General features: G+C 49.4%; 25 protein-coding genes. 22 read left to right on the top strand and 3 right to left on the bottom strand.

The features are described from left to right. The first annotated feature begins 155 nt into the window (after positions 1-155). From HP567_RS28160 to HP567_RS28065, 20 genes are all read left to right on the top strand, one after another. Positions 156-293, top strand: a complete 138-nt coding sequence (locus tag HP567_RS28160) for a hypothetical protein (protein ID WP_173611182.1) — start codon at positions 156-158, stop codon at positions 291-293. Positions 294-314: 21 nt separating this feature from the next. Beyond that, positions 315-812, top strand: a complete 498-nt coding sequence (locus HP567_RS28155; RefSeq protein ID WP_229088171.1) for a hypothetical protein — start codon at positions 315-317, stop codon at positions 810-812. After that, positions 812-1003 (top strand): hypothetical protein, encoded by a 192-nt coding sequence (locus HP567_RS28150; RefSeq protein ID WP_173611183.1) that lies wholly within the window; start codon positions 812-814, stop codon positions 1001-1003. The genes HP567_RS28155 and HP567_RS28150 overlap by 1 nt, the downstream gene beginning before the upstream one ends. A gap of 2 nt (positions 1004-1005) precedes the next feature. After that, positions 1006-2343: a phage tail sheath subtilisin-like domain-containing protein gene (locus tag HP567_RS28145; protein ID WP_173611184.1), complete on the top strand. Its 1338-nt coding sequence runs from the start codon at positions 1006-1008 to the stop codon at positions 2341-2343. Next, positions 2344-2796, top strand: coding sequence for a hypothetical protein (locus tag HP567_RS28140; protein ID WP_007723453.1), 453 nt, complete (start codon positions 2344-2346; stop codon positions 2794-2796). It abuts the gene before it with no gap. 15 nt (positions 2797-2811) lie between these two features. Next, positions 2812-3198, top strand: a complete 387-nt coding sequence (locus HP567_RS28135; protein WP_047069578.1) for a phage tail assembly chaperone — start codon at positions 2812-2814, stop codon at positions 3196-3198. Between the two features lie 227 nt (positions 3199-3425). Continuing rightward, positions 3426-5798, top strand: a complete 2373-nt coding sequence (locus HP567_RS28130; protein WP_173611185.1) for a hypothetical protein — start codon at positions 3426-3428, stop codon at positions 5796-5798. Then, the gene (locus HP567_RS28125) at positions 5795-6385 is read left to right on the top strand and encodes a hypothetical protein (RefSeq protein ID WP_173611186.1); all 591 of its coding nucleotides are present in this window, start codon (positions 5795-5797) and stop codon (positions 6383-6385) included. The genes HP567_RS28130 and HP567_RS28125 overlap by 4 nt, the downstream gene beginning before the upstream one ends. Positions 6386-6400: 15 nt before the next feature. Then, positions 6401-7354: an XkdQ/YqbQ family protein gene (locus tag HP567_RS28120; protein ID WP_173611187.1), complete on the top strand. Its 954-nt coding sequence runs from the start codon at positions 6401-6403 to the stop codon at positions 7352-7354. Between the two features lie 3 nt (positions 7355-7357). Beyond that, positions 7358-7606, top strand: a complete 249-nt coding sequence (locus HP567_RS28115) for a hypothetical protein (RefSeq protein WP_106785453.1) — start codon at positions 7358-7360, stop codon at positions 7604-7606. Beyond that, positions 7606-8040, top strand: a complete 435-nt coding sequence (locus tag HP567_RS28110) for a DUF2634 domain-containing protein (RefSeq protein WP_173611188.1) — start codon at positions 7606-7608, stop codon at positions 8038-8040. The genes HP567_RS28115 and HP567_RS28110 overlap by 1 nt, the downstream gene beginning before the upstream one ends. Next, the gene (locus tag HP567_RS28105) at positions 8028-8843 is read left to right on the top strand and encodes a baseplate J/gp47 family protein (RefSeq protein WP_173611189.1); all 816 of its coding nucleotides are present in this window, start codon (positions 8028-8030) and stop codon (positions 8841-8843) included. Before HP567_RS28110 ends, HP567_RS28105 begins: the two co-directional genes overlap by 13 nt. Continuing rightward, positions 8840-9412 (top strand): hypothetical protein, encoded by a 573-nt coding sequence (locus HP567_RS28100; protein ID WP_173611190.1) that lies wholly within the window; start codon positions 8840-8842, stop codon positions 9410-9412. The genes HP567_RS28105 and HP567_RS28100 overlap by 4 nt, the downstream gene beginning before the upstream one ends. Next, complete coding sequence (locus HP567_RS28095) at positions 9409-9726, top strand: hypothetical protein (protein WP_173611191.1); 318 nt, start codon at positions 9409-9411, stop codon at positions 9724-9726. Before HP567_RS28100 ends, HP567_RS28095 begins: the two co-directional genes overlap by 4 nt. After that, complete coding sequence (locus HP567_RS28090) at positions 9727-9999, top strand: hypothetical protein (protein WP_173611192.1); 273 nt, start codon at positions 9727-9729, stop codon at positions 9997-9999. 135 nt (positions 10000-10134) lie between these two features. Next, positions 10135-13671 carry a DNRLRE domain-containing protein gene (locus HP567_RS28085; RefSeq protein WP_173611193.1) on the top strand — a complete coding sequence of 1179 codons (3537 nt, stop codon included), beginning with the start codon at positions 10135-10137 and terminating at the stop codon, positions 13669-13671. Beyond that, a complete protein-coding gene (locus tag HP567_RS28080; protein ID WP_173611194.1) occupies positions 13671-13865 on the top strand; it encodes an XkdW family protein in 195 nt (64 codons plus the stop codon). Before HP567_RS28085 ends, HP567_RS28080 begins: the two co-directional genes overlap by 1 nt. Then, the gene (locus HP567_RS28075; protein ID WP_173611195.1) at positions 13865-14002 is read left to right on the top strand and encodes an XkdX family protein; all 138 of its coding nucleotides are present in this window, start codon (positions 13865-13867) and stop codon (positions 14000-14002) included. The genes HP567_RS28080 and HP567_RS28075 overlap by 1 nt, the downstream gene beginning before the upstream one ends. Positions 14003-14095: 93 nt before the next feature. Then, positions 14096-14551 carry a phage holin family protein gene (locus HP567_RS28070; RefSeq protein ID WP_173611196.1) on the top strand — a complete coding sequence of 152 codons (456 nt, stop codon included), beginning with the start codon at positions 14096-14098 and terminating at the stop codon, positions 14549-14551. Positions 14552-14557: 6 nt separating this feature from the next. After that, the gene (locus HP567_RS28065) at positions 14558-15394 is read left to right on the top strand and encodes an N-acetylmuramoyl-L-alanine amidase (RefSeq protein WP_173611197.1); all 837 of its coding nucleotides are present in this window, start codon (positions 14558-14560) and stop codon (positions 15392-15394) included. Between the two features lie 45 nt (positions 15395-15439). On the opposite strand, the gene HP567_RS28060 is transcribed toward HP567_RS28065, so the two are convergent. The 3 genes from HP567_RS28060 to HP567_RS28050 all read right to left on the bottom strand — a co-directional run bounded on the left by HP567_RS28060 (position 15440) and on the right by HP567_RS28050 (position 18243). Continuing rightward, positions 15440-15946 carry a S4 domain-containing protein gene (locus tag HP567_RS28060; protein ID WP_173611198.1) on the bottom strand — a complete coding sequence of 169 codons (507 nt, stop codon included), beginning with the start codon at positions 15944-15946 and terminating at the stop codon, positions 15440-15442. Between the two features lie 312 nt (positions 15947-16258). Further along, complete coding sequence (locus HP567_RS28055) at positions 16259-17143, bottom strand: glycosyltransferase (protein WP_173611199.1); 885 nt, start codon at positions 17141-17143, stop codon at positions 16259-16261. Continuing rightward, the gene (locus tag HP567_RS28050; RefSeq protein ID WP_173611200.1) at positions 17140-18243 is read right to left on the bottom strand and encodes a glycosyltransferase family 2 protein; all 1104 of its coding nucleotides are present in this window, start codon (positions 18241-18243) and stop codon (positions 17140-17142) included. Before HP567_RS28050 ends, HP567_RS28055 begins: the two co-directional genes overlap by 4 nt. Before the next feature lie 149 nt (positions 18244-18392). Here HP567_RS28050 and HP567_RS28045 point away from each other — a divergent pair, with 149 nt between their 5' ends. Next, entirely contained in the window at positions 18393-19481 is a 1089-nt protein-coding gene (locus HP567_RS28045) for a glycosyltransferase family 2 protein (protein ID WP_173611201.1), read from the top strand. 441 nt (positions 19482-19922) lie between these two features. Further along, complete coding sequence (locus tag HP567_RS28040) at positions 19923-22814, top strand: hypothetical protein (RefSeq protein WP_370648055.1); 2892 nt, start codon at positions 19923-19925, stop codon at positions 22812-22814. The last annotated feature ends 73 nt before the right edge of the window (positions 22815-22887 follow it).

Raw genomic sequence — 22887 nt, 5'->3', positions numbered from 1 at the left:
CATTTTCACAAGTATGATTGAGGTTGACAAAGGTTGACACTTCCTGACACATCGGGTCATTTTCCCGGTTTTTCCTCCGAATCAGTTATACTTGAGTCAAGCGAAACAAGTAAGAGAGATACGAGCCATCCGAAGAAGCTATCGGGTGGCTTTTTATGTACGCCGACGGCTCAAATGCCCGGCGAGCGGGGAAAATGGCGATGGCGCCACACGATGTTGCGAGTTCAAAGCTACAGGCTACTCGCTCCCTGCTCGGCGGGTATTTGCCGTGGATGCCTTGCCAAATGAAGTGAAATAGTGGGGGGAAGAGTCATGTGACGAAGACAGAAGAGAATACCACAAGTATGGGAGGTGGAAGCTGGATGGATCGTGAGCTAGCCGTTCTCATTGAACTGGTGAAGGAAGCGTATCCAGAGCTGGCTACTGTTGTAAATGTGGACGACTGGATGGCGCAGCGATTTCAGCCGCCTATCGCGTTTCTTTTGACGCAAGGGGTCCGTGAAGAAGGAAGAAGCCTCACTTCCTATCAGGTTGTCTCAGAAGCAGCCATCGTCCTCCACTATCCAAGGGTAGCAGGCGTCTACCAGCCGCTTTCGGCTGAGCCGCTGCGTGAGCTTCTTCGCCAAAATCAATTTAGCTATCAAGGCAAATCGTCTGGATTGTCCATCGAGATCGACAGCTCCACCTTGCGTATTTGGCGGGATAAAAAGGACCGGACGGAGATCGCGTTCCAGTTCACCTACAACGTGGCGGTGCAGAGAGCAGCCACAGAAAAAATCAATGAATTTGATGTAGAGGGGGTCCGATCATAGTGGCACGAAAAGAACAACAAGCACAGGCCCCAGAGCTTGTGCAAACCAAACAAGCGTGGATCAAGAGCGCCGCTTATCTTGGAGCCGAACGGTTCGAGGTAGCAGGTGCTCTTTTTTCTGAAGCAGATGATCAACTACTGGCAGAAGGACAAGTGAAGAGCCGACTGACCAAATACAAAGGCGGGGTGTAAACATGACCATTCAACGTGAACGTCCGGGTGTAACGGTCGAACTGATCGCAAAAGCAAAAGAACGTGTAGTACCGAAGAGCGGTGTCGTACTGGTTCCGTATCAAGCAGAGTGGGGCGCGTCAGATGAGCTCGTCAAGCTGGGGAGCTTTGAGGAGCGACTTGCCCACACATTTGGCAAGGTCGATACCGTGGAGCTGGCAGCAGAAGGCGGCGCGACGATTCTCGCGTACCGCATGACGAATGGCACAGCCACAAAAGCAGCGTATGAGCAAGCGGATGCAATCAGAGTCGAGGCTCTGTATCCGGGTTTGGTAGGTAACGAGCTGAAGGTTATGATTACTGCCTCGACGTCCGAGCCAGGCAAGAAGGAACTCCAGGTAACAGGTCCGCTGCAAACAGAGAAGTTTTCGTTTGTGGATGCGAATGAGTTGGCAGCGAAAACGAGCCAATCCAACTATGTGCGTGTGAAAAAACTGGGCGAGACTGCCGTTACAATCGTGCCAGAAACAGCCCTGACAGGAGCGAAAAGTGGCACAGTAGCGCTTACCGCAGCTGACTCAACTAAGCTGTTCATGGCTGTGTCCGGTGCTGATTTTGACACGATGTATCTGCCTTTTGACGATGCGGCTGTACAAGCGGCAGCGAAGCAATTCATGAGCGATCGTCGTACACAAAACAAGAAGCTCAGTACACTGGTAATCGGCGGAAAAGCGACGGACGACGAGAACATGGCGAAGCACATCGAGCGGTCTGTGGCGCAAAATGCCCGTTTTGTTGTGAACAGTGCTATCGCTGGTCAACACAATAACGGGAAAGTATACGGCAGTCTGGAGTGGGCCGCATGGGTAGCGGGTATGATCGCAGCGACACCTGCGCATGCATCGCTGACGGCCGTCGTCGTTCCGTTGAAAAAAGCGCTCAAGGATTGGGGCCACACCGATATTTTGAGTGCGCTCGGCTCCGGTACGCTGATCGCAACCCGCGACGGGGATGTGTACATCATCGAGAGCGCCGTCAATACGCTGGCGGTCCTTGGTACGCATGAGCGCGAGGACTACGGCAAAATCCGTGTCAGCATGACGCTGGATCAGATCGTCAACGACATCAGCCAAGTCGGCAAGAAATACAAAGGCAAGCTCGGCAACAACGATTTGGGAGGCGCGGTGTTTGTCTCTGCCGTCAACGCGTACATGACCGTTCGCGAGCAGCAGGGCGCGATTGATACGGGCTGGACATTTACGGATAAGAAGAACGGCATCGGGGATCGCCGTGGCTTCCTCTTGTCTGCGAAGCCGCTTGATGCCATCGAATACTTTGACATTGACTGGGAGGTGCTGTAATTGGCTATTGCACGCGATATTAAACTGAAGAACTGCCAAATTTACGATGAAAACGGGGACCCGATCTTCGGTACCCTGGAAGGAAAAATGGTGCTCAAGGTAGAGTACGGCGACACGAATCGCCTGCAAAAAGGAAAAATCCAGACCGTCAACGACTGGCATGTAGAAGTGACATTGAAAATTACCGCAACCAACGCTGCGTTGAAATACTACTGCGTCGATCAATTGACGCAAGGCAAAACCCCAGTCCTCCCATTCCTGATCGGCGAGACGCTGGACAAGGAAGCGGGCAACTCCGAACGTGTCCGCATTTCCAACATTGTGCTGAACCCAGACGAAATTACGCTGTGGGAAGCCAAAGCAGACGGCAACGATCACGCGACCTACGACCTGAAAGGGATGTCCATCGAAAAGCCGGACTACCTCGATGAATTGCCAACCTACACGGAATAGGAGAGTTTAATCCACATGAACAAAAACAAACTCGAGAAATTTTTGGCCAAGGCTAATGAACAAGCTCCGCGAAAAGAAATTACCGTAACCATCGACGGTGACGAGTGGAAGGTTCGCCAACTGAATTTGTCCGAGCTGCGCGATTGCGAACGCATGGCTGACAAAGGCGAGAAAACCGACTGGTTCCTGTACAACGATGCACGTCTGGTGAAAGCCACCGAGCACGATTTCCCTTGGAATCAGGAAGAGCTCAAGAAAGCGTATAAGGTCGGCACCAAGTACGAGCTCGTCGAGAAAATTTTCCGCGACAATCCAGAAGGCTACACCAAGCTGCTCAATGCGGTCCGTGAAGTGAATGCAACCCAGACGGAAGAAGAAGCCATTGAAGAAGCAAAAAACTAATCCGATCTGACGGTGAGGCTTGGCATATTTGCCGCGCTTTTCTAAAAGGCCGAGGCCGCCCGTCGGATCTACTCGAGTACGAAGTCGATTTGTACAAGCAGAAGCTGTTTATTTTTGCTTGTCAGATGATTGAGGCGGAGGATGAGGAAAGAGCTGGGGGGTAGGTCTCCCGGCTTTTTTCGGGTTCTGCTGGGCGTAGACATCTGAGAGGACAAGGAGGTGAAAGAATGGCAGGAACAATGATGGAAACGTTTGATGCTTATAGCGGAATAGTAGGTAAATATGACGAATTCGAAAAAGGACTTCTGGGCTCACTAACTCCGATGATCGAAAAGGCTCTTGGAACAACGCTGAGTTCGGTTGCCCAAGAAGCTCAGGCGACAGAAAGAGAAAAGACACTTTTTGAAGCTGGTGGCAAAGGTAATGAGCAACTCCTGAAGATAGAAGAGACTTCCATAAAAATACGTGAACTCAACCCGGATATAAAGAAAGATCAAGCATACAGCCTCATGGCCAAAGCTGAACTTGTGCATCCAACCAATGGTTTAAAGTATGCAGAAAAAGCAGGCATGCTGAAATACACGACGCGGTTTACGGAAGATGACATCATGAAAATGATGAGCTCCATTGAGATTTCTACTGGTGATGAAAGTACCGTTAGGCAGTCAAATGCCGTTCAGTATTTAAGCAACAAGGGAGGGGGAGCCGCGACTGGAAAATTTGTGGAGTCCATGGCTCACTTCAACCTTCAGAATGGCAAATTGCTGAATACACCTGAAAAAATGGCCGCTACCTATGTTTCAATAGGGAACCTTTTGAATGATTTTAAAACGTATGGTGCGTTGTATGAGAATGCAATGAAGATGTCGGATAATGGTGATCTCGCCGCAATTCTTGAGAAGCATTACAAGGCTCAAAATAAGAAGGATGCAAAGGCCAAGGCCGCCCAAGATATAGCAACGCTGAATCGAAGTCTCGCAACAGGGGAGAAAGAAACAATAAATATCGCCCTTGGAAAACTCCTGATGACTTTTTCTAGCATCCAGGATCAAACGTTACAACAACGTGCATTCGATGCTTTGAGAGGCGATGCCGGAGATGACATGGCGAAGGGTCTGGGAGAAGTACGAGATACGGCTACAGGGGCTTTTGTGCCGGAAATGGGGAAAGAGAGCGCATATAAAGTCGGGAATGAAGCGGTGAATGCGCATCAACTGTCTGCTCAGAACGATGTTTATTATAAAACTGGGCAGGCACAAGCGATGGCGAGAAACGAGGCCATGGAGATCGCGACTCTGTACGCTGAACAAATGTCTGGGATAAATACAGGGATTTCGGAAGCAGCTGAAGGAGTAATGAGTTCATTTAACTCTTTGGACGAGTCGATAAAAGGTACTGCGATTTTTGCCGGAGGATTACTACTCCTTGGTAGTGCTCTGAACATTCATACGACATCTCAACTGAAAAAATTCAAAGATCTTCGGACAACGATAGAAAAGTTTCCTCAAGGAGCAACTGACGGGAAAAACTGCTGCTGTTGTAAGGGGAATAACCGTAATAACCGTAAATCAGGTTCCTCTTCAAAAAATAGACGTAACACGAATACTCCTAGGAGACGACGTACGAGTGAGGTCATAGACCAGTTAGCAGATCAGTTAAAAGACCAGTTCATGAAACGCTTTCCTTTGGGGAAGCTCAAAGGTGGGCGGACAGGTAAGATCATGTTGGGCCTTGGGCTTGGGGGATTGTGGTTGGGTAAAGACAAGCTTATGGAGCAGTTTAATAGCTTTTCATTAGACAAACTCAAGGGTGAGTTCATGAATAAGCTTGGAGAATTGCACCCGAATAAGCTCAAAGATGGACTCATGAAAGGACTTGGGCTTGAGGGATTGTGGCTGGGTAAAGACAAGCTTGTGGAGCAGTTCAAGGGCTTGTCATTCGACCAACTCAAGGATGGGTTCATGAATAAGCTTGGAGAATTGCACCCAGGTAAACTCAAAGACAAATTTATGGAACAGTTCAAGCGTTTGCCTCTGGACAAGTTTAACTTCGGGCAGAAAAAGGTGCCCTACCTCGGAACCTTAACAAGTCTCGAAGAAGTTCTCACATCGGACAACAAACTTGATGTTGCCGCTCGTTTTGGGGCGGAGACCGTCGGTGGCTGGGCTGGAGGAAGAGTGGGAATGCTCGCCGGAGCAGCCCTTGGTTCACTCGCTACACCTGGAGCTGGTTCATTCGTCGGCGGTTTGGCTGGTGGTGTCGGTGGCAATATCGGTGGATCAATGGCAGGTGGAGCCCTATACGATTGGGTCAAATCATGGTGGCAGGACACGTCTCCTCCACAACCAGTTAGTATACAACCCTTAATCCCAGTAGTTGCTTCGATGCCAAATCGTTCACCTGTTAGCAGCATGCCAAAACAGCCCGTCTCCATCACCATTCCGCAAATTTCAGTCCCATTACACGTACAAGGCGTACTACAGGATATCCCAACCATGTTGAAAATGCTCAACGATCCATCTGTCGCGCAGAGAATCAAAGACATCATCGAGCGCTCCCTGCTGGATGCACTAGAGACGAGGGGAGGGGTAACGACATGATCCGCCTTCAAGGCAAATACAGGCTGACATTTCCTGTAACTCCTGCGGAAATCCAGTTTCGGGGCTATGGCAACGACATCGAAAGCACGACATCGATTACATTATTGTCCGGCAACCGCATCTCTTCCAGACGCCCAAAGTCTATCTCCTTTGACTTCATCTTACCCGGAGACAGCACGGCTCCCTATATCGAGGTACAGGGCTATCAAGGGCCTAGACAGTGGCTTGCTGGATTGGATCGCTTAACGGGCTCTGAAGCGCTTTTGACTATAGACGAGCTTGATTTGGCGTGGAATGTGCTCATCGGGCCATGTGACGGAAAATTCCAAGGGAAAAACGTTGATTTTCACGGCTCGATTGAGCTGCCGCTGTTTGTCAAAGACGAATTCATTACGTGGAGCAATCAGACGCAGCTTCTATCCCCAGGGGCGGTCATTACGAAGCAGCAGCTAGCTCGCCCGAACACGAGCGGGAAGGTAGCCAAGAAGACGAAGAAGCAGCAAGCGGCCCCACGGATAGACAGCAAAAAGTTGGAAGTTAGAAAAAGAGAGATTCACGAAAAGCTAGAAAGAGAAAACAGAATGTAACGGAGGGCAGACGAAATGAAAGTCATTTACGGAAAAGAACAGACCCGCTATGACCTGACCCCAGCCGTTACCGAGCTCTCCTGGTCCTCGGCCAGGGGACAAATTGCTCAAAACTGTGATGTGAGAATCAAGGAAGGCCCGCCGTTGCAATCGGCGGGTTTTTTGATGCTCTTTGCAGGTGCAGAGCTAAAAGAATCCCAGCAGCTTTTCCATGGCCCGCTCGTTCGTTTTGACCGGGATGATCGGACAGGAGATTTATCCGCAACAGCATACGAGCTCGGCTGGTATTTGCAAAAAAACGAAATTTCCAGACTCAAGCTGGACGGGGATGCAGGGACAGAGCTTGCGCGAATTATCAAGTCGGCAGGTATCAATTTTAGCTGCCCGGCGTTCGGCTTTACGGTCAAAGAGAGAATCTCATCACAATCATACACGTCTCTCTTTACATCACTGACAGAGCAAGCCTATGAAAAGACGGGCATCCGCTATTTCGTGCAATACCAGCGCGATAAGCTGACGGTACTGCCTGAGGGGAAAAACAGTATTATCCCGATGTTCAAGGCTAGTTTACTCGCAAGTAGCTCGACGGGAGAGAGTATCGAGGATGTATACACCGTTGTAACAGTAGAGCGCTACCGGGATGATCGGGTCGTGAGCAGTGCAACGAAATCTAATGATAGCTTGGTCAAACAAATCGGTCGCATGCAAAAAGTCATCGACGCAGGTGAGGACAAAAATGTAGCGGGAATGGCAGCCAAGCAGCTTGCAGAGTTGTCCAAAATTCCCAAGACACGCTCCATTTCGGTTAGGCACGAGGATGAGAATGCTGCTAGACTACGCGCTGGTTGGCTCATAAATATCATGGAAAAAGACAATAAAACCATCACAGATTGGATCGTCACTAACTGCCAGGTACGCTGGCAGGGCGGTCAATACACAATGGATCTCCAATTGGAAAGGAGGACGTAAGGGATGCATTCCGTTATTGCAAAACTGAGAGGGCACGCGCAGGACGGCATTGAGAATACGCAAGGGGAGTTTGGCAAGCTTTTGTCGCTGTCGCCTCTGTCTGTAAAGTTGGACGAGGACCCTACACCCTTGGAGCCGTATGAGCTGTCTGTACTGCGTTCTGCCCGATTGTTGCCAGAAGATGTGGGCAAAAAAGTAGCCTTGTTGCGATGCAACAACGAACAATACCTCCTGCTTGGGGTGGTGGAGTAATGTTTCCAGAGCTGAACGGAGACGAAATACAACTGGTTCAATCTCCAGATAACCCGATTCCATGGACATATAAATTCGACTGGACCACTAAACAATTGATGCAGGGGCCAGATGGTCGTTATTTGCGGACGACTACCTATGCGGAGTATTTGGAAGAGACAGCAAAGAAAATCCTGAATACGCGTCGTTTCCGGTATGAGATTTACTCGGAACGATACGGCGTAGACTTTCTATACGATACTGGAAGGATGCGCTCGGGCATTTCATTGCCAGCAATTAAGACGCAAGCACAAGAGGCGCTAGAGGCTCACAATGAGATAGAGCGTGCGGAAGTGGTAGACATTCGGTTTGAGAACAATGGGGTCATTTTTTCGCTCGAAATTGAGGGCATGAGAGGGACAACTAGGACGGAGGTGAGTACATGGCAACGTTAGACAAACCAGAAATGCCGATTCTCAGGGAAACCCCGGATCAGATTTATCAGCGGATGGCAAATCGGATGGCGTTGATAGCACAAAAGCGTGGAGAGACGCCACCAGCGACGGAAGAGGGAGAAATCTTTTATGACCTCGGTTATCCGATCGCAGAGGAGATCAGCGATCAGCAGCAGTTATTTGAGTACGGTTTTCTCCAGCGGTTTCTACCCTGGGCAGACGGGGAATTTCTGGATGCTACGGGCGTATTCTTCGGCTTGTCTCGCAATGAGGGAGAGACAGACGATGCTTACCGACAACGCCTCATTGATCGAGCCCGCACAGAAGAAGGAGACGGCAGACGCCAAGATTACGAGCGGTGGGCACGAAATGTTGACGGGGTAGGCGGAGCCGTCGCCATCGAAAAGACGAGACACGACCTATCCATCGACGTGTACATTACTGACCTGTCAGGAAACCCAGCGGGGCAGGAATTAGCTACAATTGTACGAACTAAGCTGGAAGACAAACGTAAGGCCTTGCACGACTTGCAGGTACTGCCGGCGAACGTTTATCCGGTGACTATCGCTGTAAAACTTGCTTTGCGACCAGATGCGGAATTCGAGAAGATCAAAGACCAAATTACTACACAAATCAAAACCTACCTAAAAGGGCGTTCCCAGATCGTGTACCAGCAGATCGGAGCGCTCTTTTTCGTGGATGGTGTAATAGATTTCACGGGCTACACCTTAAACGGCGCGGAATTGAATTTGACGGTGCCTGCTGACTCTGTATCGACTCTAACCATGGCGGTGACAACATGATTCCAGAACGCTATCGGCGGATGCTGCCGCCGCAATGGTACGAGAATAAAGTGGCGGAATATCACTTTGAAGGTGCAGGGACAGTTGTAGATGCTTTCAATTTGGAGCGTGAGGACATCCTACAGCAGTTTAGCCCATGGTCAGCTACTTGGGGGCTGGATGTCTGGGATTGGATTTATTTCGGGAGAAAGCAATTGCTGAGTGTGGAGGAACGGCGAAAGAATATCCAGCAAAAGCACTGGTCGTATCTTGGATTTACCCCAAGCGTGCTGCGTGCAATTGGCTTGAGTTCCTCGTCATTCAAGCATGTCCAGATGGTCGAGGATTACGGCAAAAAGGTGATTCGGTACGTCTACCCGATTGAGGATCGATTCGATACAAAGAATGCTGTTCAAGCTGTTGAGAGAATCAGGCCAGTTCATTGTAATGGAGTCGCTTTTGAACCAGTTGTGTCGGAGAAGATCGTGCTGCGAGATGTCTTAGTGGTTGGGATAAAGGAGTATAACAAGGTCAGTGAATTTCGTGTCGGGATGACACCAATCAAGCGTTACGAGGAGGTCGTGAAATGATCCTGCCAAGCTATCTTCAAACCGTCCGGAATGACTTGCTGGCTAGGGTGTCGGGTGGCGACATTTTGATAAACGGCTCAGTTTCAGTGCCTGTCCAGGCTGTGGAGATTACTTCGCATCCGATTGCAGGCATAAAAGACGGAATTGCATTACAAGTATCTGCCCAGCATGTTGCCAGTGTGCCAGTCATCACGAGCGCAAAGTTGAGGACCAGAACGGGAGCGGTCGTTGCTGAGAAGACAGGAAACATTGAAATGAGCGGGGCGCAGTTTATAAGTTTGACCTTTGTTATCGAAGCGAGAGGAGGGGTGTAAGTGTCCTATGTAGCGAAAACGGACTGGAAGCAGGATGATCCGGTAACAGAAGTGGACATTAACCGTTGGGAGCAGGGTATTGCAGAAGCCTACGCGGAGCTGGCTGTGTTGAAAGCGGATGTCTCGAACCTGAAAGTGCGAGTGAATACAATCGAATCTACATTGCCGGACGGATTCGTACACAACAATTTCAACGATGACCTGTCTACTATCAGTTTTATCAGGGTGATTCGGGGCTACTATAACGAGGCTCAGAGTCGATTGGAGGTTTAGATAGTAGAAACGGGAATGAGGCGCAAGAACGGACATTTGCGTAAGAACCAGCATCAATAACACATATGTACCCGTTCCATCCGACACAATCATGCGCCATACGATCATCATCACGGAAAGATAAGGAGGAGAAACATGCCTGTAATTACATTGTATAGTACAAACAGCATAGTTAGAGCCACGTATGTAAATTCGTCATTCCCGAATGATTCGTTCGAACCATCAACAAGCGTGTTGACGTTTGGTGTTAACGGCACTGTTGTGCTGCGATCTTTTTTGTTGTTCGACATCGGACAGATACCTAATGGGGCGATAATCAATAGCGCTAAATTACAACTAAACATACAGAGTTCCAGCGGAGGAACCAGAAACTTCGAAATAAAAGCATTAGCATCCAGCTTGCCAGCTAAAGGGTCGGTGACTTGGAATTCTCAACCACAAACAATTGGTGTGTCTGCGACAGGAGCATTTGACCCCAATTCAACCGCAAACTTAGAAATGAAAAACGTTGTGCAACAATGGGTTAATGCTGATTTTGCAAATTTTGGGTTTGTCATAAAGAACCAAAGCGAGGCTAACAATAGCGGAATTTACCACTTCTACTCCGACCAGTATGCTAACGATGCGCTCAGACCGAAATTGGTTATCGACTACACGCTACCATCAGAACGAAAAGATGCTTATTTCGTGAGTGGATACCAATCGAACGCGTCAGCAACCGAATTTACGCTGTCTCCTCCAGTTGGTCATCAAGCTAACGACATCATGCTAATTGCAGTTCGCGCTGGTTCTACAGCGAATCCCATTACGGTAACCGCTGGATGGACGATGCTTTATGATAAGGTTGTCGGAAGTTACAGGTACGCCTTAGCGTACAAGAAGATAGCTGGAGCTGAACCAAATGTCAGATTCTATGCTGGCGGGGGTTACGTAGGATGGTACGGGACTGTCTCTATGTATCGGAACGCTAAGGGAGTATCTGCTCCAGAACCAACACAGTACACAGGCGCACAGAACAAATACGCCCCACAGGACACGCAGTTCAACAATGTCAGCGGTACGATGGTCGTTATGAATCTGTTATCATCTGGTGCGTCAATAAGCACGATGCCAAAAGGATTTATAACACGAGCACATAACACTTACGCCGACAGCACGCAACACCTGATAGATAAGTGCGTCCACAAATCGTACATCGAAAAAGGGGACGATTGCGCAACGTGGTACACCGGATCGTATCCCGGAGTATCGATGTCAGTTGCTCTACTTCCAATTGTAAATGAGCCGCCAACACCGCCAACTAACGTTCGTGTTGATAAGCCATCTTACGAAACCGGAGATAACATATCCGTTAGTTTCGGAACATCGACAGACCCAGACGGTTCCGTCAGTGGATATGTCATTGGTCAATATTATCCAGAGCTGGATTCGTGGAGTACATTCCCTAAGTTCACCGGAACGCCACCAGCAACAATAGTTTGCGGATCGATGGTAGATACCAACGCATCGAAGGTTAGGGTTGCCTCTGTTGACGACAAGGGTTTGATGTCTCCTTATGTTGAGTCTGCTACTTTCACCGTCAAACAAAAACCCGGTCAAATCGTTGCACCCGTCCGAGTAACCAGCGCTAGTTTTTACAGCGGAAACAGAGCTGGAGTGGTGAGGTTTGCCAACGGTTGGTTAGGTAGTGTAGTGAGAGACGTGTCGGGTCTGGAACTATCTGTTGTATTAAGTAAAGATAATGGAAAGACATGGGACTGGAGCGGTGACATAAGCGCAAGCGTAACCAAAGGATTCGCTATTGAAGCAAGCGGGAATATGTTGTATGTCTTATTCGCGCGAACAGCAAACACGCTCGGCTTGCACGCACTGGACGTAACGACACTTTCCAATGTTAATTTACCAGAAAACTACACGACATTGACTGGTGTAACGCTCGCTGATATCCATAGCATGGATTTGGTTTATGATGCACAAAGAAGCAAATTACTCATGGTTACGTCTGCAAAAGTGTCTAGTCACCCTTCTTCGTTCAATTTGGTCAGACATGACGCAAATCTAACCGCCACTGGAACCATTAGGGATACGGCTTTTGTGAAACAAATCGGTACGAACAACAACACTTCTTGGCACCAAACATACCCGTCCATAGACGTGGATAGTCAAGGAACTGAATTTATAGCTTTTACTAGACAAGACGGCTCTAATTTCCTTGTTAACTTACTCAGGAGGTTGCCAAACTCCGACTTTGTCCAAAGATTCTCTAACGGCACCGGAACGTCATTTCCTACCTCAGTGGTCAGGGTGTCACCCAATGATGTCGTTAATGTCTCGTATGTGGGTATCGCCAACGGATCACCCAACAGAGCGGCTTTTACTAGGTCGACAAATGGCGGAGATAATTTCACCACTACTGTAGACTTGGGAATCGCAACGGATTCATATATATCTGTCGATCCGAACAACGCTGTGCACGTTCTTATCGAGAACAACAATACGATTTTCCATACGCATTCGTCTGATGGGTTTATTACGTTCCCTGCCGCTAAAGCTATAACCAATAGTGGTAAAAACGCCGTTTCCTTCAAAGATAAGTCATTCAAAACGATATTTACCGTACCGCCAAGTATGTTCAGATACACAAAACCCGGAACAACGGACACGGAAATCAGATACTTTGGTTCTATCGACGTAGGAAAACCACCTGTAGTAACGTTAACAAGCCCAGCCGACAATCTAGAACTTATCGAGGGTATGAACTATACGTTCACCGGAACGGCTAGCAGTGAAGTTAACGGAGCTGTGATAGTGGTAAACGCGATTTTCGGAAGCGGAGATATACCTATAGGCACGTTCATTTCCGATGGAGTAACGCCGTACAATTTCAGTAAGACGTTCCAGTACAGGAACAAACAGATTTTCGATGGAAATACACCCGTTTCCCCCATACTGGCAGAAGACAGAGTTCACTACGCCAAAGTACAGGCTTATGACTCAACTAACAGACTACCTTCTTTGGTAGATCAAAGAGCATACACAGTCAAGTACAACATGGCTCCTGTAATCAGCGGAACAAATCAAGACATCGGCGCGTTCACACAAATTCCAATCGTGAACTATTCAGCCACCGATCCAGAGGGCAATAACTTCACGTTTACCGAGTATCTGAACGGCAAGCAAATCAGGTCGTTTGCGGGCGTAGCCGGACAGCAATACACAGTTGAAATTAGCCATGACGCATGGATTCGACTTGACTTGGACATGCAGCATCAAATCAAGATCGTTGCCACGGACAGCGCAGGAATATCATCCGAACGGATTTACACATTCACTCGAAAAGAGACTCATATCGAATTTATGCTAGAGTACGGAAATCCAGATATTAAAGCAGACTTCACATTGGACGGTATGCCATTACGTGTATTAGTGACACTTGAAAGATACTTGCCAGAAGGCTCGTCCATTGAAAGTGTGAAAGTCTGCAATAACTACTTAGATGATGTACCTACATGGGAAGATTGCACAGGGGCAGTAAAGGGAAATCGAGGCTATTTGTTCACCAATAAGAATAAAACAGCTCCCGAGTGGGCTATTAATCTATGGGTGACAATCGACAAAGGAACAGCGAAGGAACGTGTACTTCTAAATGGTTATGGGGGGGCGTTCGATTAATGAAAATGCAAAATAAAGAAGCTATTTCAGAGATTAGAAAGCAGCAACAAACCGATCCAGTAATGACAATGGGACAAGAGCTTTCCTCACTCAAAATTAGCACCATCCAAAAGGATGCGTTAATCCAGACAATGGGTGAACAGCTAGCCCAAGTTAAGCTTGAGCTCATCCAATTAAAAGGAGGTGCTAACTGATGGCATTTTGGGAGTTGGCATTTAGCATGAATTGGGTCACAGTAGAAAAGCTGCGGCTAGCAGTAAAAACAACAACCAATCCTTTTGGAGAAATTTCTCCAAAGGAATTCAAGCAAATTACTAACCAAGATTTTTAAAGCTACTAATTCTTCATACTCAGAGAAATTAAGTCAGCCCCGTACCTAGCGGGGCTATTTTTATTCCCTTAAGGGGCGAGGAGGTACGAAGCTATGAAATCCCTACACAGCCTAGAAAGCATCGCAACCCCAGCAAACGCTTGGGCGACAACAGCAGGTGCAATCGTGTCGCCCGCCTTTCACTATCTATACGGCACAAACCGCCAAGACATCCTCATCGTCCTCTTCTTCATGATCGTCCTCGACTGGATCACAGGCATCTCTGCCGCCAAAAAAGACCAATCCTACTCCTCCGACTACGGCCTGTCCCGAATCCCCCGCACCTTATTCCTCATGGCCCTACCAGCCGTAGCCAATCTCCTGGACCGCGTCATGGGCACCCCGGGCTTCTTGTTCTACGGCGTCACCTTCGGCCTCATCTACCACACCTGGACAAGCCTGACCGCCAATGCCCACCGCGCAGGCTGGCCAATGCCCAAATCCATCGAGAGATTAGTCAGCGCCGAAATTAAAGCAAAGGCTGAACGAGCCAAACGAAAGGAGTCCTAGTAAACAATGAATATCACCGAGATTCTTCTCACCAACGTAAACTCCCGTCCCAAAAAGAAGATCGTCCCTAAAGGAGTCGTCATCCACTGGACGGCCAACGAGCGCAGTGGGTCGAATGCCACGGCAAACCGAAACTACTTCAACAAACCAACGACAGTAGCTAGTGCTCATTACATCGTGGACGACAAGCAAATCATTCGCTGTCTACCCGAGGACGAGATGGGCTACCACGTCGGGGCGCAGACTTATTCACAGGCCGCCTTGACCAAATTGAGCAACTACCCGAACAACTGCACGATTGGGATTGAAATGTGCGTCAATGCAGATGGAAGCTTTGCGAAAATGTACGAGCAAACAGTGGCACTGACCGCGGATATCTTGAAGCGACATGGCTGGGGAGTCGAGCACCTGTGGCGTCATTACGACATTACGGGGAAAAACTGCCCGGCCTTTTTTGTCGTCAATACGACCGCGCAAACCTATACGGGAATGCCAGCGAAGGACGCATGGGCAAAGTTTCAACAGGATGTCCACAGGTTTCTCACAGCTTATCCACAAAAACCACAGCCTGATGTGGATAAGTGCGCAGTTGAACTGACACTTACCTCCACAGGAAAACTAATCGATGATGTTTCCTATGTACCCATCCGAATGATTGCGGAGGCAGTGGGTGGAGCAGTGGAATGGGAGCCTTCTACGCAAAAAGTGACCGTGAACGGACAGGAACTCTCCTATGTAAACGACCAGGGAACTGCTTTTGCAAAAACAAGAGAGCTTGCTGCCTTACTAGGACTGCAAGTGGAGTGGGACGAGCCGAGAAAAGCGGTCGTATTGAAGAAATAAAAGAAAAGCCGCAGATTCCGTCTGCGACTTTTTCCATACATACTTTTACTCAATCCGAATCTGAATGATATCCGCTGCACTCAAGACAGCGCTTGGCTTCGTCTCCTGCTCATTCAGGCGAATATGCCCGTCCTTGATCTTGCGGACAATCTGGCTGCGGCTCCAGCCTTCTATCTGTTCGGACAGCAGTTTGTCTAGGCGGAAGCGGGCCTCTGCGCTCTCAATTCGAATCGTCACTTTCTGAACGCCCTTTTCCTGGTATTCATGCAAGGGGAGCATAGGGAGGAGGGGCGCGATCTCTTCACTGAACTCCGTATCCGGCACCTCCCGATGATCTGTAAAGGCTTTATAGATGGCGAGCTTTTCGTTCCACGTATGATTTTTTTCGCATTTATAGATAGCGAAGCGATAGATGTTTTTGCCGTTTGCGTTGTGGCGGCGGATGTTTGTATCGAAGAAGAGAACGGTTCGCCCACAATTGCTGCAATATCGCCGCACTGGCTGATTCTCATGATTTTCACGTAATACCCACGTATGCTCGATGGTATGCATGGTCCTTCACCTCGTCTAAAAAGTGAAAGGAACGCATCTTCTATTTGGATGTCCTGTAGGGCAGGCCTGTTTTTGAACACAAAAAAACGGAGATTCCCCATAGCGAACCTCCGTTAGGATATACACCTACAGATTTCGTTACGTTCCTTTGTAATGGGAAAAAAGGGCAGACTGCACCTGTGCGAAAAACCGTTTGTTTTCCGAAGGGCAAGCTATCCAGTTTTTTAGGCCATTACAAAGTAGTTGTTGGCATACGTAGTTACCGTACCTTTCCATCCAAATAGACGTGTCGCCAGCATACCATATAATGGGTTAATTTCCAAGGGGGATCGTATTGTTGACGACAGGAGGACGAGTGGTTTTCACGCGTAAAGGAGCGGAGCCATAGATTTGCTTCATCCAGGTTCGCGCTTCCGCAAAGTCACTCTCCCGATAGAGATGAAAAGCGGGATGGTGAGTATCCACAAAAAGGGACAAACCCAAAGCCTGCGCCCGGACGCAGAAATGACGGTCCTCTCCCCAGAAGCTCAGGTTTGAAATTTGCCTAAAGCTGACGCCAGCTTGCAGCGCTTTTCTGCGGATGAGGGTGCAGGCTCCCAAACCACCTACCTCATATACGCCGGGGACACGAAGTTGTCCGTAGAAAGCGTATTTCCGCAGGTATTGTTCTTCCAAGGAAATTTGTTCATGGCGCGCGCATTCGAATTGGGTGTATTCGTCTTTGAGCCACACCTGAGGGACGGGGACGGTATCTGGTGTCCAGCTCGTCCAGAAGATTTCAGATGTGATCTCTTTGTCAGAGGCGAGCAAAACTTCCAAAGTGGCTGGCTGGAGAAGCAAATCCGAATCGATGAGGAAGAGGGCATCGTAATCTTGGTGTTTGGCGCGGGCGATCATTTCGTCTTTGAATCCAGCGACCTTCCATACGAGTGCTTCGCTCCAGTAATGGGCCCTCTCATCGCATGTGTAAGGATGGAGGTTGCCAGCAGCGGGGATAATGTCGACCTGGCCCGTGTGTTTGTCTGCAAAGTTTTGAAGGATATTGCTCGAATGCGGATCGTTATTGTCATCGACGAACAAATAATGCAACGTCGAGTTTGAGGTCGACAGCCTTTCTAACGAAAACAAAAACATCCGGAGAACATCTGGTTTCTGACAAACTGGACTGCCAATTAGCACGCTTGTTTTCACGCTCATAGCACCACCTCTCGCTTTTTTCCGAAGTGCGAAGCATGTATGGAGCTCGCTGTGTAATCGTAGACAAGGGATTCATGTGTCTTGCCCATGCGCTCCATGCATCGTCCCAAAAAGTGAAAAGCGTAAAAGCTCCCCATTCCTTGCTCACTAAAATGCTCCCACTGATTTTCCCCGATCTCCAAGCAATACTCAAAAGCTTTTACAGCCTCGGCATACAGACCATGCTCCATCAGGAAAACGCCTTTGTAAAAATGAAGGTCTACGTAATTGGGGTAGATTTGAATAGCTCGTGCAATCCCCGGCCATGCTCCGCGCATGCTGCCATGCTGGAAAAGAATATCGAATTTCAGCTTGTAGCAAATGGACGGGGGAGGTTTTTGGGTGGTTAAAAAGCCTTTCATTGCTTGATTCACCAGTGTAAATGCATATTCAAATTGTTTGGCGCGAAAAAATTCGTTTGCGAGATGGTAATCGCACCACGGGTCTTGCTTGGATTTCTTTCTTTCGTGACGTAAGAGCCTCAAGTTGCGCAAAGCTTTTTGTTTTCGTTGAACGGCATCGTCCATATATCCGAGATGGTGAATATGTACAGGTAGCAAAGGGATGGCGATATCTCTCGTAGCGGTGGTCGGCCATTGAAGCACTTCATGTATGTCGCGCACAAATCGAAATCCTTTTTTGTTGCGAAATAAGCGGACTTGCCCGGATCGGTAGGCGGAGTGGCGCGAAGCTTGCTCCTTTTGCGAGCCAGTGTAATGGATCATTTTCATAAAAAAGGCGTCGCTTTTGCTGGCACTTATAGCTTGACGAAGCACCCCCGGCTTTTCTTCTTGTACGATTTCATCTGCATCCAGCCATAAAATCCACTCTCCCTTGGCAACCTCCAATCCGGCGTTTCTCGCTTTCGCAAAGCTGTTTTCCCAAGGAATCTCCAGAACTTTCGCCCCGTATTTCCGACAAATATCCTGTGTACCATCGGTTGATCCTGTATCGATAACAATGATCTCGTCTGCCACCATATGCACGCTGGACAGGCATGCTTCGATCTGGTCTGCTTCGTCTTTGACGATCATGCATAGGGAAAGGAGAGGCGGGCTCATTTGATGATCACCTTCTTTTCGGTGTTGTCAGAACATATTGTTACACCATATTCGTGCGGGGAGATGGTTATGAAAGTACGGATACATAAAGGGGGATGGAAGGAAATAGGATGTTGAGAAAATGATTTTCTGGGGAGGGGGCGATCTGCATGTTCACGGTTAGCTTGTGCATGATCGTTCGGGATGAGGAAGAATCACTCGGTCGATGCTTGTCGACGGTCTACGATTTGGTGGATGAAATTATCATTGTCGATACAGGGTCGATAGATCGGACCAAAGAAATTGCATTGACCTATGGTGCACAACTGTTTGATTTTACCTGGGTGGACGATTTTTCAGCAGCTCGTAACTTTGCTTTTGCGCAAGCCAAGATGACGTACATTTTTTGGCTGGATGCGGACGATGTGCTTTTGGAAGCGGATCGGGAACGTTTTGCAGCACTGAAGGCCTCGGACAATTTCGATTACGACAGTGTCTCGATGCCGTACCACTTAACGGTAGATGAACGAGGGAAGCCCGGTCACTATTTGCGGAGAAATCGCCTCGTCAAAAGGAAGTGTAACTTTGTTTGGCATGGGGCAGTTCACGAGTATTTGGCTGTTGCGGGGGATATTCTGCACAGCGAAATCGCCATTACTCACCAAAAAAATAAGCCGTACACAGACCGGAATTTGCAAATTTATGTAAAGCGCAAGGAAAAAGGCGAGGTTTTTGAACCGCGTGACCAATTTTATTTTGCAAATGAACTGTTCGATCATGCGAGGTACGAAGAGGCGGCAGAGCAGTATCAGTTATTTTTGGACGGAGGCTTGGGCTGGATCGAGGATCAAATATGGGCGTGTCAGAAGCAGTCAGAGTGTTACGCTCACTTGAAACAGCCTGAAAAACAGATCCAATCCTTGACCAGGACACTTGCGATTGACCTTCCGCGTGCGGAGATTTGCTGCAGGATGGGGGCTTTTTTTGTGGAGAAGCAGGATTTCCCAAAGGCCATTTACTGGTACCGGCAAGCGACATTATTGGAGCGGCCACAAGATTCCATGGGGAAGGTAGATGAATCGGCATGGACGTGGCTGCCTCATATACAGCTATGCTACTGCTACGATCGGATCGGGGACCAGCGAAAGGCTAAAATTCATCACGACATGGCAAAGCTATTTTACCCGACACATCCAAGTGTAGCGTACAACGAAGCTTATTTTGCAAGACTGGAGCAATTGGATTCGGTGGAACAATAGATGGCTATACTCCTTCTTGGTTGTCCGTATTGTATGGGGGATGTTGTTATTTTGCTCGGGTCTTCTCTACAAAATAGAATCGATCCTCGTTGATTAAAGAAGGAGATTTTCCATCCGTTACTGGTAAGAGCTGCACGACAGTTTGTTGGAATCCCTTTTTAGATTAAGGGGGATGGCTTCTTTTTTGGAGGAAGAGGATGGATGAAAAATAAGACCCGATTACGGTTTGGTAATGCACTTCGATAACGATTACTCCTCGTATTGATTCCTCTAATGAATGAGCAACGATTTCCTTTCTCCTTCTATTTTCTCGTGGTTGTCTGGAAGCGCGATTTTTTCATTCCATACATTTTCAAATGATTGGGAAATCACTATGCCATGGCTTCTTATGTAACAACTCATGAGGGAGGGGAAACATCCTTTTCAAAGAGGAGGAGAATCATGTCATTTCCAAATATACCGAATATCACCCCGACCATTCATATAGGGCGTGATGAAGCGCTCAATTTCATGTTGTCTTCTTTAGCTATGGAAGAGTTGGGACTTAGTCATATTTTAAATGCGGAAGCTGAAAAAATTCAGTATGCACTCGGGACAATTCCCGGGCTATCTGGACCAGGAGCCACCATTTCGGATTTGCTCGCACTAAACAAGAGTGCGCGGGACATGCTCGAAGCAACGACAAAGCAAGACATGCTTTTGCAAAAGAAACTGGAGGCTGTGCTGGATGCTTCTAAACTTCCGGTACGGAGTATTACTGGGCCAACAGGGCCAACTGGACTGACAGGAGCAACGGGAGCGACTGGGGCGAGAGGAGCAACGGGAGCGACTGGGGCGAGAGGAGCTACCGGGGCGACTGGGGCGAGAGGGGCAACGGGAGCGACTGGGACGAGAGGAGCAACGGGAGCGACCGGAACAACTGGAACCATCGGAGTGACTGGAACATCTGGAGCAACCGGAGCAACAGGAGATACCGGAGCAACAGGAGAAACTGGAGTGACGGGTGCAACAGGAGAAACTGGAGCGACAGGAACAACCGGAGCAACCGGAGTGACTGGAGCAACTGGAGCAACCGGAGTAACTGGAGCAACTGGAGATACCGGAGCGACAGGAACAACCGGAGATACTGGAGCGACAGGAACAACAGGAACAACAGGAACAACAGGAGCTACCGGAGTAACTGGGGCAACGGGAGAAACCGGAGAAACCGGAGAGACTGGTGTAACTGGAGTAACCGGAGTAACTGGGGCAACAGGAGAAACTGGAGCGACAGGAATAACTGGAGCCACCGGAGCAATTGGAGAAACCGGAGCAATTGGAGAAACCGGAGTGACGGGAGCAACTGGAGTCACCGGAGCGATTGGAGCGACAGGAACCACCGGAGTGACTGGAGCAACCGGAGTAACTGGAGTAACTGGGGCAACCGGTACCACTGGAGAAACCGGAGTAACAGGAGACACCGGAGTAACAGGGGCAACGGGAGATACCGGAGCGACAGGAACAACCGGAGATACTGGAGTGACGGGTGCAACAGGAGAACCTGGAGGGACAGGAACAACCGGAACAACCGGAGTGACGGGTGCAACAGGAGAATCTGGAGCGACAGGAACAACCGGAGCGACTGGGGCAACCGGAGCAACTGGAGTAACCGGAGTAACTGGGGCAACGGGAAAAACCGGAGAAACCGGAGTGACGGGTGCAACAGGAGAAACCGGAGCGACAGGAACAACTGGAGCCACCGGAGTAACTGGGGCAACGGGAGATACTGGAGCGACAGGAACAACCGGAACAACCGGAGCAACAGGAGAAACCGGAGTGACGGGTGCAACTGGAGCAACTGGAGCGACAGGAACGACAGGAACAACCGGAGCAACCGGAGTGACTGGAGCAACAGGAGAAACCGGAGAAACCGGAGTGACGGGTGCAACAGGAGAAACTGGAGCGACAGGAGCGACAGGAACAGCCGGAGCAACTGGAGATACCGGAGCAACTGGAGATACCGGAGTGACTGGAGCAACCGGAGTAACTGGGGCAACCGGTACCACTGGAGAAACCGGAGCAACAGGAGCCTCCGGAGTAACTGGGGCAACGGGAGGTACCGGAGCGACAGGAACAACAGGAGAAACCGGAGTGACGGGTGCAACAGGAGAAACTGGAGCGACAGGAGCGACAGGAACAGCCGGAGCAACTGGAGATACCGGAGTGACTGGAGAAACCGGAGTGACTGGAGCAACGGGAGAAACCGGAGAAACCGGAGTGACTGGAGCAACGGGAGAAACCGGAGAAACCGGAGTGACGGGAGCAATTGGAGATACGGGAGTAACTGGGGCAACCGGTACCACTGGAGCAACCGGAGCAACAGGAGCCACCGGAGTAACTGGGGCAACGGGAGATACCGGTGATCGGAGAAACCGGAGTGACTGGAGCAACGGAGAAACCGGAGAAACCGGAGTGACTGGAGCACGGGAGAAACCGAGAAACCGGAGGACGGAGCAATTGGAGATACGTAACGGGCAACCGGTACCACTGAGCAACCGGAGCAACAGGAGCCACCGGAGTAACTGGGGCAACGGAGATACCGAACAACCGGAACAACCGAACAACCGAACAACCGGAACAACCGAACAACCGGAACAACCGAACAACCGGAACAACCGGAACAACCGGAACAACCGGAACAATGAACAACCGAACAACCGGAACAACTGGAGCCACCGGAGTAACTGGGGCAACGGGAGAAACTGGAGCGACAGGAACAGCCGGAGCAACTGGAGAAACCGGAGAAACCGGAGAAACCGGAGAAACCGGAGTAACTGGAGCAACTGGAGATACGGGAGTAACTGGGGCAACCGGTACCACTGGAGAAACCGGAGCAACTGGAGCAACCGGAGAAACCGGAGTGACGGGTGCAACAGGAGAATCTGGAGCGACAGGAACAACTGGAGCCACCGGAGTAACTGGGGCAACGGGAGATACTGGAGCGACAGGAACAACAGGAGAAACCGGAGTGACTGGAACAACAGGAGAAACCGGAGTGACTGGAGCAACAGGAGAAACCGGAGGACTGGAGCAACAGGAGAAACCGGAGTGACGGGTGCAACAGGAGAAACCGGAGCAACAGGAGAAACCGGAGTGACGGGTGCAACCGGAGCAACAGGAGAAACCGGAGCGACCGGAGCAACCGGAGTAACTGGGGCAACAGGAGAAACCGGAGTAACGGGTGTAACTGGAGCAACCGGAGCGACAGGAGAAACTGGAACGAGAGGAACAACCGGAGCAACAGGAGCCACTGGAGCAACGGGAGAAACCGAGAAACCGGAGAAACCGGAGTGACGGGTGCAACCGGAGTAACTGGAGCAACTGGAGATACGGAGTAACTGGGGCAACCGGTACCACTGGAGAAACC

Source organism: Brevibacillus sp. M2.1A, assembly GCF_013284355.2.
Classification (GTDB): domain Bacteria; phylum Bacillota; class Bacilli; order Brevibacillales; family Brevibacillaceae; genus Brevibacillus.
The sequence above is the reverse complement of the archived record's forward strand: the minus strand, read 5'-3'. Positions and strand labels throughout refer to the sequence as shown.

Bases quoted from the DNA above. Each gene is read 5' to 3' on its own strand.
- HP567_RS28160 (WP_173611182.1), top strand. From the start codon at position 156: ATGTACGCCGACGGCTCAAATGCCCGGCGAGCGGGGAAAATGGCGATG.
- HP567_RS28145 (WP_173611184.1), top strand. From the start codon at position 1,006: ATGACCATTCAACGTGAACGTCCGGGTGTAACGGTCGAACTGATCGCA.
- HP567_RS28135 (WP_047069578.1), top strand. From the start codon at position 2,812: ATGAACAAAAACAAACTCGAGAAATTTTTGGCCAAGGCTAATGAACAA.
- HP567_RS28130 (WP_173611185.1), top strand. From the start codon at position 3,426: ATGGCAGGAACAATGATGGAAACGTTTGATGCTTATAGCGGAATAGTA.
- HP567_RS28125 (WP_173611186.1), top strand. From the start codon at position 5,795: ATGATCCGCCTTCAAGGCAAATACAGGCTGACATTTCCTGTAACTCCT.
- HP567_RS28120 (WP_173611187.1), top strand. From the start codon at position 6,401: ATGAAAGTCATTTACGGAAAAGAACAGACCCGCTATGACCTGACCCCA.
- HP567_RS28115 (WP_106785453.1), top strand. From the start codon at position 7,358: ATGCATTCCGTTATTGCAAAACTGAGAGGGCACGCGCAGGACGGCATT.
- HP567_RS28110 (WP_173611188.1), top strand. From the start codon at position 7,606: ATGTTTCCAGAGCTGAACGGAGACGAAATACAACTGGTTCAATCTCCA.
- HP567_RS28105 (WP_173611189.1), top strand. From the start codon at position 8,028: ATGGCAACGTTAGACAAACCAGAAATGCCGATTCTCAGGGAAACCCCG.
- HP567_RS28100 (WP_173611190.1), top strand. From the start codon at position 8,840: ATGATTCCAGAACGCTATCGGCGGATGCTGCCGCCGCAATGGTACGAG.
- HP567_RS28095 (WP_173611191.1), top strand. From the start codon at position 9,409: ATGATCCTGCCAAGCTATCTTCAAACCGTCCGGAATGACTTGCTGGCT.
- HP567_RS28085 (WP_173611193.1), top strand. From the start codon at position 10,135: ATGCCTGTAATTACATTGTATAGTACAAACAGCATAGTTAGAGCCACG.
- HP567_RS28080 (WP_173611194.1), top strand. From the start codon at position 13,671: ATGAAAATGCAAAATAAAGAAGCTATTTCAGAGATTAGAAAGCAGCAA.
- HP567_RS28075 (WP_173611195.1), top strand. From the start codon at position 13,865: ATGGCATTTTGGGAGTTGGCATTTAGCATGAATTGGGTCACAGTAGAA.
- HP567_RS28070 (WP_173611196.1), top strand. From the start codon at position 14,096: ATGAAATCCCTACACAGCCTAGAAAGCATCGCAACCCCAGCAAACGCT.
- HP567_RS28065 (WP_173611197.1), top strand. From the start codon at position 14,558: ATGAATATCACCGAGATTCTTCTCACCAACGTAAACTCCCGTCCCAAA.
- HP567_RS28060 (WP_173611198.1), bottom strand. From the start codon at position 15,946: ATGCATACCATCGAGCATACGTGGGTATTACGTGAAAATCATGAGAAT.
- HP567_RS28055 (WP_173611199.1), bottom strand. From the start codon at position 17,143: ATGAGCGTGAAAACAAGCGTGCTAATTGGCAGTCCAGTTTGTCAGAAA.
- HP567_RS28050 (WP_173611200.1), bottom strand. From the start codon at position 18,243: ATGAGCCCGCCTCTCCTTTCCCTATGCATGATCGTCAAAGACGAAGCA.
- HP567_RS28045 (WP_173611201.1), top strand. From the start codon at position 18,393: ATGTTCACGGTTAGCTTGTGCATGATCGTTCGGGATGAGGAAGAATCA.
- HP567_RS28040 (WP_370648055.1), top strand. From the start codon at position 19,923: ATGTCATTTCCAAATATACCGAATATCACCCCGACCATTCATATAGGG.